The organism is Aeribacillus sp. FSL k6-2211, assembly GCF_037966125.1.
Lineage (GTDB): Bacteria > Bacillota > Bacilli > Bacillales > Aeribacillaceae > Aeribacillus > Aeribacillus composti.
In genome coordinates, this window is the sequence record NZ_CP150190.1 from 87,520 (window position 1) to 95,000 (window position 7,481).

General features: G+C 40.8%; 9 protein-coding genes (1 of these 9 running past the window's edge). All 9 read left to right on the top strand.

Annotated features, from left to right (window positions below):
- The first annotated feature begins 140 nt into the window (after positions 1-140).
- On the top strand, positions 141-1,571 hold the full coding sequence (pabB, locus tag NSU19_RS00425; protein WP_117017233.1) for an aminodeoxychorismate synthase component I: 1,431 nt from the start codon (positions 141-143) through the stop codon (positions 1,569-1,571).
- Positions 1,568-2,155, top strand: a complete 588-nt coding sequence (gene pabA / locus NSU19_RS00430) for an aminodeoxychorismate/anthranilate synthase component II (protein WP_339198231.1) — start codon at positions 1,568-1,570, stop codon at positions 2,153-2,155. The genes pabB and pabA overlap by 4 nt, the downstream gene beginning before the upstream one ends.
- 2 nt (positions 2,156-2,157) lie before the next feature.
- On the top strand, positions 2,158-3,036 hold the full coding sequence (gene pabC, locus NSU19_RS00435; RefSeq protein ID WP_066247256.1) for an aminodeoxychorismate lyase: 879 nt from the start codon (positions 2,158-2,160) through the stop codon (positions 3,034-3,036).
- Positions 3,027-3,875 carry a dihydropteroate synthase gene (gene folP / locus NSU19_RS00440; RefSeq protein WP_063387555.1) on the top strand — a complete coding sequence of 283 codons (849 nt, stop codon included), beginning with the start codon at positions 3,027-3,029 and terminating at the stop codon, positions 3,873-3,875. The genes pabC and folP overlap by 10 nt, the downstream gene beginning before the upstream one ends.
- Complete coding sequence (folB, locus tag NSU19_RS00445; RefSeq protein ID WP_339199935.1) at positions 3,871-4,233, top strand: dihydroneopterin aldolase; 363 nt, start codon at positions 3,871-3,873, stop codon at positions 4,231-4,233. The genes folP and folB overlap by 5 nt, the downstream gene beginning before the upstream one ends.
- Positions 4,230-4,757 carry a 2-amino-4-hydroxy-6-hydroxymethyldihydropteridine diphosphokinase gene (gene folK / locus NSU19_RS00450; RefSeq protein ID WP_063387554.1) on the top strand — a complete coding sequence of 176 codons (528 nt, stop codon included), beginning with the start codon at positions 4,230-4,232 and terminating at the stop codon, positions 4,755-4,757. The genes folB and folK overlap by 4 nt, the downstream gene beginning before the upstream one ends.
- Positions 4,709-4,924 (top strand): helix-turn-helix transcriptional regulator, encoded by a 216-nt coding sequence (locus tag NSU19_RS00455; protein WP_063387553.1) that lies wholly within the window; start codon positions 4,709-4,711, stop codon positions 4,922-4,924. Before folK ends, NSU19_RS00455 begins: the two co-directional genes overlap by 49 nt.
- 15 nt (positions 4,925-4,939) lie before the next feature.
- Positions 4,940-5,932 carry a tRNA dihydrouridine synthase DusB gene (gene dusB, locus NSU19_RS00460; RefSeq protein ID WP_063387552.1) on the top strand — a complete coding sequence of 331 codons (993 nt, stop codon included), beginning with the start codon at positions 4,940-4,942 and terminating at the stop codon, positions 5,930-5,932.
- Positions 5,933-6,021: 89 nt separating this feature from the next.
- On the top strand, positions 6,022-7,481 hold the 5' portion of the coding sequence (gene lysS / locus NSU19_RS00465; protein ID WP_339198234.1) for a lysine--tRNA ligase. It continues 43 nt past the right edge of the window; only the first 1,460 of its 1,503 coding nucleotides appear in the window; it begins with the start codon at positions 6,022-6,024; the stop codon falls past the right edge of the window.

Sequence of the window (7,481 nt, forward strand, 5' to 3'; positions counted from 1 at the left end):
GAATGAATAATAGTTTAAAGGCTGTCGACGAAATTTGTCGGCAGCCTTTTGGATTTTATGTGAAGGGGAAAAATAATACTGTTGATGCCAAGCTCTCCTTCTTGTTGTAAAATAAGTTTATGGGTGAAGGAGAGTGAACGATGGAATCTGTGAGAAAACTGCTGGCAGTCCAAATACCTTTTGAAAAAGAACGATTTTTCAATCGCTTTGAAACGCTGGCAAAACAACAACAACATTACGCTCTTCTCGAAAGCGGAAGAGGCGGCCGCTACAGCATAGCTGGTTTAAACCCTTTTGCCGTCATACAAGGAAAAAACGGGGCAATTACGATCTATAGCGGGAACAAAAAAGAAGTAAAGGAAGGAAATCCGCTCTTGCTCTTTGAAGGATGGATGAAACAGTTTAAATGTGAAAGCGATCCTTCCCTTCCCGACTTTCAAGGAGGCGCTATCGGCTTTATTAGCTATGATGCAGTTCGTTATTTCGAAAAATTACCCAATATAGCTGTGGACGATTTACACGTGCCCGACATTTATTTTATCGTTTTTCAAGATATCGCCGTTTTTGATCATACTGAAAAAACACTTTGGCTGATAACGTATCATAAACATGGGGAAAAAGATGCTGCACAAAAGCGGCTGGAAGAAATGAAAGCTTTATGGTGTAAGCAAAGTGAGGAAACGATTTTCAGCTATACGAATTCAGCTGATCTCAGCTATGAGCCGATAATGTTTATGGAACAGCCGTTTAAAAAAGCTGTTGAAAGAGTAAAGGATTATATTGCAAGCGGTGATGTATTTCAAGTCAACTTATCCGTCAGACAAGCAAAACCGCTTTCGACGCATCCGTTTGAAATTTATAAAGCATTACGGAAAATTAACCCATCCCCATATATGGCCTATATTCATACTCCTGAGTTTCAAATTGCCAGTGGATCTCCAGAGCTGCTCATAAAAAAGAGGGGAAATGTACTGAATACCCGTCCGATTGCTGGAACGAGATCAAGAGGAAGAAGCGATGAAGAAGACCGCCAGCTTTCTGAGGAATTAATCACCAATGAAAAAGAACGTGCAGAACATATCATGCTTGTAGATTTAGAACGAAATGATCTAGGGCGGGTATGTAAATATGGCAGTGTTGAAGTTAACGAACTGATGGCTATTGAGAAATATTCACATGTCATTCATATCGTGTCAAATGTTCGCGGCGAGCTGCAAGAAGGAAAAGGATTTTACGACATTATGCGTGCTGTATTTCCGGGCGGCACAATCACGGGAGCGCCGAAGGTTCGAACAATGGAAATAATTGAAGAGCTGGAGCCGACTAGAAGAGGGTTATATACTGGTTCGATCGGCTGGCTCGGCTTTAATGGAGATTTAGAATTTAATATTGTAATACGGACGCTACTGGCTAAAAACGGTTGGGGTTATGTGCAAGCAGGTGCTGGAATCGTCATTGATTCTGTTGCAGAATATGAATATAAAGAGTGTTTGAAAAAAGCAAAAGCGTTATGGAAAGCAAAAGATTTGAGCGAAGATGAGAATAAGTTAGTTAGAGGTGAGAAGAGATGATTTTAATGATTGATAACTATGATTCTTTTACGTACAATTTAGTCCAATACCTTGGTGAGCTCGGCGAAGAGCTTGTTGTCAGACGAAATGATGAAATTACGATTGAGGAAATTGAACAGCTCAATCCAGCCTATTTGATGATTTCTCCCGGTCCGTGTACGCCGAATGAGGCGGGGATCAGCATGGAGGCAATTAAGTATTTCGCAGGGAAAATTCCGATTTTTGGCGTATGCTTAGGTCATCAATCAATAGCTCAAGTGTTCGGTGGGGATGTTGTTCGCGCAGACAAATTAATGCACGGGAAAACATCGCAAATTTATCATGACGGAAAAACTATTTTCGACGGCTTAGACAACCCGTTCACCGCTACAAGGTACCACTCTTTAATTGTCAAAAAAGAAACGCTTCCGGATTGCTTTGAAATTTCAGCATGGACGAATGACGGAGAGATTATGGGAATCCGCCATAAATCTTTGCAGGTTGAAGGCGTGCAGTTTCATCCGGAATCAATTATGACTGAACATGGAAAACTGATGTTAAAGCATTTCCTTTCCTATTATCGTACGGAAGAAAAGAGTGTATAAAAGTGTACTTATATGTAAATGGTGAATATAAAAAGCAGGATGAGCTGCATATTTCTCCGTTCGATCATGGATTTTTATACGGAATCGGCGCTTTTGAAACATTAAGGACTTATAACGGTCATCCATTTTTACTGTATGATCATATCGATCGCTTAAATGCAGCGGTTCGCGAGCTTGGCATAGATTTTTCTCTTTCTTACTCGGAAGCAGAACAAATTATTAAAAGACTGCTTGAATTAAATCATTTAAATAATGCATATATCCGGATAAATGTTTCAGCAGGTGCAGAGGAGCTGGGGTTGTCGGCGGCTCCTTATAAAAATCCGGTGTTAATCTTTTTTATAAAAGAGTTAAATTTGCCGGAAAGATTGACAAAACAGGGGGTCATTCTTTCGGTTCGGCGAAACACGCCGGAAGGATCATTTCGCATAAAATCGCACCATTTTTTAAATAATGTGCTGGCAAAGAGAGAAATTGGAGATCATCCGAAAACGGAAGGTATATTTTTAACACATTCAGGATATGTCGCAGAAGGGATTGTTTCCAACATTTTTTGGGTAAAAAACAACACCGTCTATACACCGGCTGTCAGCACAGGAATATTAAACGGAATTACTAGACAGTTCGTGTTAACCATCCTTGAAAAACATCGCATCCCTTATGAAGAAGGATTGTATCCATTGGATCATCTGTTATCTGCACAAGAAGCTTTTATCACAAATTCCTTGCAGGAGATTGTCCCAATTACACATATTGGTCAGACTGCATTTGCAGGTGAACAGGGAATTTTGACCAATCGATTAATCACCATTTATAAGAAGGTGCGGCAGCATATTTTGACAAGATCTGAATTCGAAGTGGGTGATGAACAATGGGTGTAATAGAGAAAGAAAAAATATTACAGTGCGGACCGTATCAATTACACTACGAAGATAAAACCCAAGTAATGGGAATATTAAACGTTACGCCTGATTCTTTTTCGGACGGCGGAAAATTTAATGATATCGAGAAAGCTTTAAAGCATGCAAAAGAAATGGTGGAAAATGGCGCCGATATCATTGATGTCGGGGGTGAATCAACCCGTCCGGGCCATGAACCCGTTTCAGAAGAGGAGGAGCTGGCCAGAGTTCTTCCAGTCATTGAAAAATTATCAAAAGAAATTCATGTTCCTATTTCCATTGATACGTACAAAGCGAATGTGGCAAAAAAAGCGGTGGAAGCTGGAGCAACCATCATCAATGATGTTTGGGGGGCGAAAAAAGAGCCGGACATCGCTCGCGTGGCAGCAGAATATAACGTCCCAATCATTCTAATGCACAATCGAGAAAAAGAAGGGTATAACGATCTGATTAAAGACATGATTTCCGATTTAATGGAAAGTGTCGAGATCGCCAAAAAAGCAGGCGTTCGGGACGAACAAATCATCCTTGATCCAGGAATCGGTTTTGCCAAAACTTTTGAAGATAATCTCTACGTCATGCGTCATCTGGAGGAATTTACAAACCTTGGTTTCCCTGTTTTGCTGGGTACGTCGAGAAAAAGATTTATCGGACGAGTTCTCGATCTACCGGTAGAGGAGCGTATGGAAGGCACAGCGGCTACCGTATGCTTAGGAGTGCAAAAGGGCTGTCAATTCGTTCGGGTACATGACGTTAAACCGATTGCGCGGATGGTGAAAATGATGGATGCGATGCTCGGAAAGGGGCGCGATCACGATTGATAAGATCTATGTAACGGGAATGGAGTTTTGGGGCTATCATGGCGTTTATCCTGAAGAGAATAAACTTGGACAGCGATTTCGAGTTGATGTTATTTTAGAGATGGATCTAAAGCAAGCAGGAAAAACGGATGAACTAGATGATACAGTGAATTATGCGAAAGTGTACACGGTTTGCAAGGAAATTGTGGAAGGCAAGCCCTATAAGCTTATTGAAGCCGTTGCAGAAAATTTAGCATCTGAACTGTTAAAAGAGTTTTCGACTGTTTTGTATTGCACAGTAAAAGTGGTAAAGCCGGATCCGCCAATCCCGGGTCATTACAAGTCTGTAGCAGTAGAAATCAAAAGGGGAAGAACATGAAAAACTATGCATATATTTCTTTAGGATCGAATATCGGCGATCGGGAATATTATTTGGAAGAAAGCATCAATCAATTGAACAGGCATCCAGATGTTGAGGTTATCAAAATGTCTTCTATTTATGAAACCGATCCGGTTGGTTATATTGACCAAGAATTGTTTTTGAACATGGTCATTAAAATCGCGACGAATTTCACGCCGTATGAGCTGCTGGCATTTACGCAAAAAATCGAATATGATTTAGGAAGATCAAGGGAAGTTAAATGGGGGCCTAGAACGATAGACCTTGACATTTTATTATATAATAACGAAAATATTGAAACAGAACAGCTTACCATACCTCATCCGAGAATGTTTGAACGATCTTTCGTATTGATTCCTTTGTTTGAAATTGATCGAGATGTACAATGGCCTAATCAGCATCGTTCTTTACTGGTTTTAATAGATCAATTAAAAGATAAAAAAGGAGTGCGAATATGGAAGCAGAAAAATGGGGAAGAAGGATTCGCGCTTTTAGAAAGCTAAAAGGCTATACACAAGAAAGCCTTGCAAAAGACTTAGGCGTTTCTGTATCGGTTCTTGGTGAAGTTGAAAGGGGCAACAGACTTCCCAGCAAGGAATTAGTAGAGATTATTGCTGCTAAGCTGAATGTAAGCGTGAACGAGCTGATGCCTGAGGATACTGAAAAATAAAGGAGGCAGGTGAAATTGTTTAAAATAGGAGATATTCAATTGAAAAACCGTGTTGTGCTTGCTCCGATGGCCGGCGTATGCAATTCGGCTTTTCGGCTGACGGTCAAAGAATTTGGAGCGGGTTTAGTTTGTGCTGAAATGGTCAGCGATAAAGCCATTTTATATAAAAATGCGAAAACAATGGACATGCTCTATATTGATGAACGGGAAAAACCATTAAGCTTGCAAATTTTTGGCGGTGAAAAAGAAACATTAGTGGAAGCGGCAAAATTTGTCGATAACAATACAACAGCAGATATCATCGATATTAACATGGGCTGTCCTGTACCGAAAATTACGAAATGTGATGCCGGAGCAAAATGGCTTCTTGATCCCAATAAAATTTATGACATGGTTGCCGCTGTTGTGGATGCAGTGAAAAAACCGGTAACTGTCAAAATGCGCATGGGTTGGGATGAAGAACATATTTATGCGGTGGAAAATGCCCAAGCCGTTGAGCGGGCAGGGGGCAAGGCTGTTGCATTGCATGGACGAACCCGTGTTCAAATGTATGAGGGAGAAGCCAACTGGGACATTATTAGAGAAGTTAAGCAGGCTGTGAATATTCCGGTGATTGGCAACGGGGATGTCAAAACCCCTCAAGATGCAAAGAGAATGCTGGACGAGACGGGTGCAGACGGGGTTATGATCGGCCGTGCTGCATTAGGCAACCCATGGATGATCTATCGCACTGTTAAATATTTAGAAACGGGAGAATTAATTGAAGAGCCGACAGTTCGAGAAAAGATTGATGTATGCAAACTGCATTTAGAACGTTTAATCAATTTAAAAGGTGAGCACATCGCTGTTAGAGAGATGCGTAAACATGCCGCTTGGTATTTAAAAGGTATTCGAGGCAATGCAAAAGTGAGAAATGCTATTAATAACTGTGAAACAAAAGAAGAACTGGTCTCCCTTCTTGAACGTTTTGCAAGTGAAGTGGAAGAGAAAGAGCGTCAATCCGCATAAAGACAATCTGCTTTCTCTTATACTTTGACGGCTGCCAGTAATCTGGCAGTTTTCTATGTTAAATTTTAAGATTATTGGAGTGGATACGTATGAGCAAAGAAGGTTTGCATAACCAAGAAGAGTTGAATGATCAATTGCAGGTTCGCAGGGAAAAGCTTCATGCATTAAAAGATAAAGGAATCGACCCTTTCGGAAAAAAATTTGAACGCTCGCATCAGGCGATTGAACTAAAAGAGCAGTACGGCGAGTTTACAAAGGAAGAACTTGAGGAAAAAAATATTTTTGTTTCTATAGCTGGCAGAATTATGACAAAACGTGGAAAAGGGAAAGCAGGTTTCGCCCATATCCAAGATTTGTCGGGCCAAATTCAAATTTATGTTCGGAAGGACAGCGTCGGCGAGGATCAGTATGAAATTTTTGATATGGCTGACTTAGGTGATCTTATTGGCGTGAAGGGAACGGTTTTTAAAACAAAAGTAGGCGAGCTCTCGGTAAAAGCAACGGAATTTGTGCTGCTCACGAAAGCTTTGCGCCCTCTTCCTGATAAATACCATGGCCTTAAAGATATTGAACAGCGCTACCGCCAGCGCTATTTAGATCTTATTATGAACCCTGACAGCAAAAACACATTTATAACAAGAAGCAAAATCATCCAATCCATGCGCCGTTATTTAGACAGTCACGGGTATTTGGAAGTAGAAACACCAATGATGCACTCCATTGCTGGAGGAGCGGCAGCACGCCCGTTTATCACTCATCATAATGCTTTGGATATGCCTTTGTACATGAGAATTGCTATTGAGCTTCATTTGAAAAGGCTGATTGTCGGCGGTTTAGAAAAAGTTTATGAAATCGGCCGCGTTTTCCGCAACGAAGGCGTTTCAACAAGACATAATCCTGAATTCACCATGCTTGAACTGTACGAGGCATATGTAGATTTCCATGATATTATGGAATTGACAGAAAACATGATTGCTCATATTGCACAAGAAGTATTAGGTACAACGACAATCCAATACGATGAATATAAAGTGGACTTGAAACCAAAATGGAAGAGACTTCACATGGTAGATGCGATTAAAGAATATACAAATGTTGATTTTTGGAATGTCACATCTGCCGAAGAAGCGCGGGCATTAGCTGAAGAACACGGAGTAGAAATTAACGAAAATATGCAATACGGCCATATTGTCAATGAGTTCTTCGAGCAAAAAGTCGAGGATAAACTAATTCAGCCGACATTTATTTACGGTCACCCTGTTGAAATTTCTCCGCTCGCCAAAAAGAATGAAGCGGATCCAAGATTCACAGATCGCTTTGAATTGTTTATTGTCGGCCGCGAGCATGCAAATGCCTTTACGGAATTAAACGATCCTATTGATCAACGTGAACGCTTTGAAGCTCAATTAAAAGAAAGAGAGCAGGGAAATGACGAGGCGCATATGATGGACGAAGATTTCATTGAAGCTCTTGAATATGGCATGCCTCCAACAGGTGGGCTTGGCATTGGCATTGACAGATTAGTCATGCTTTTAACCAATTCTCCGTC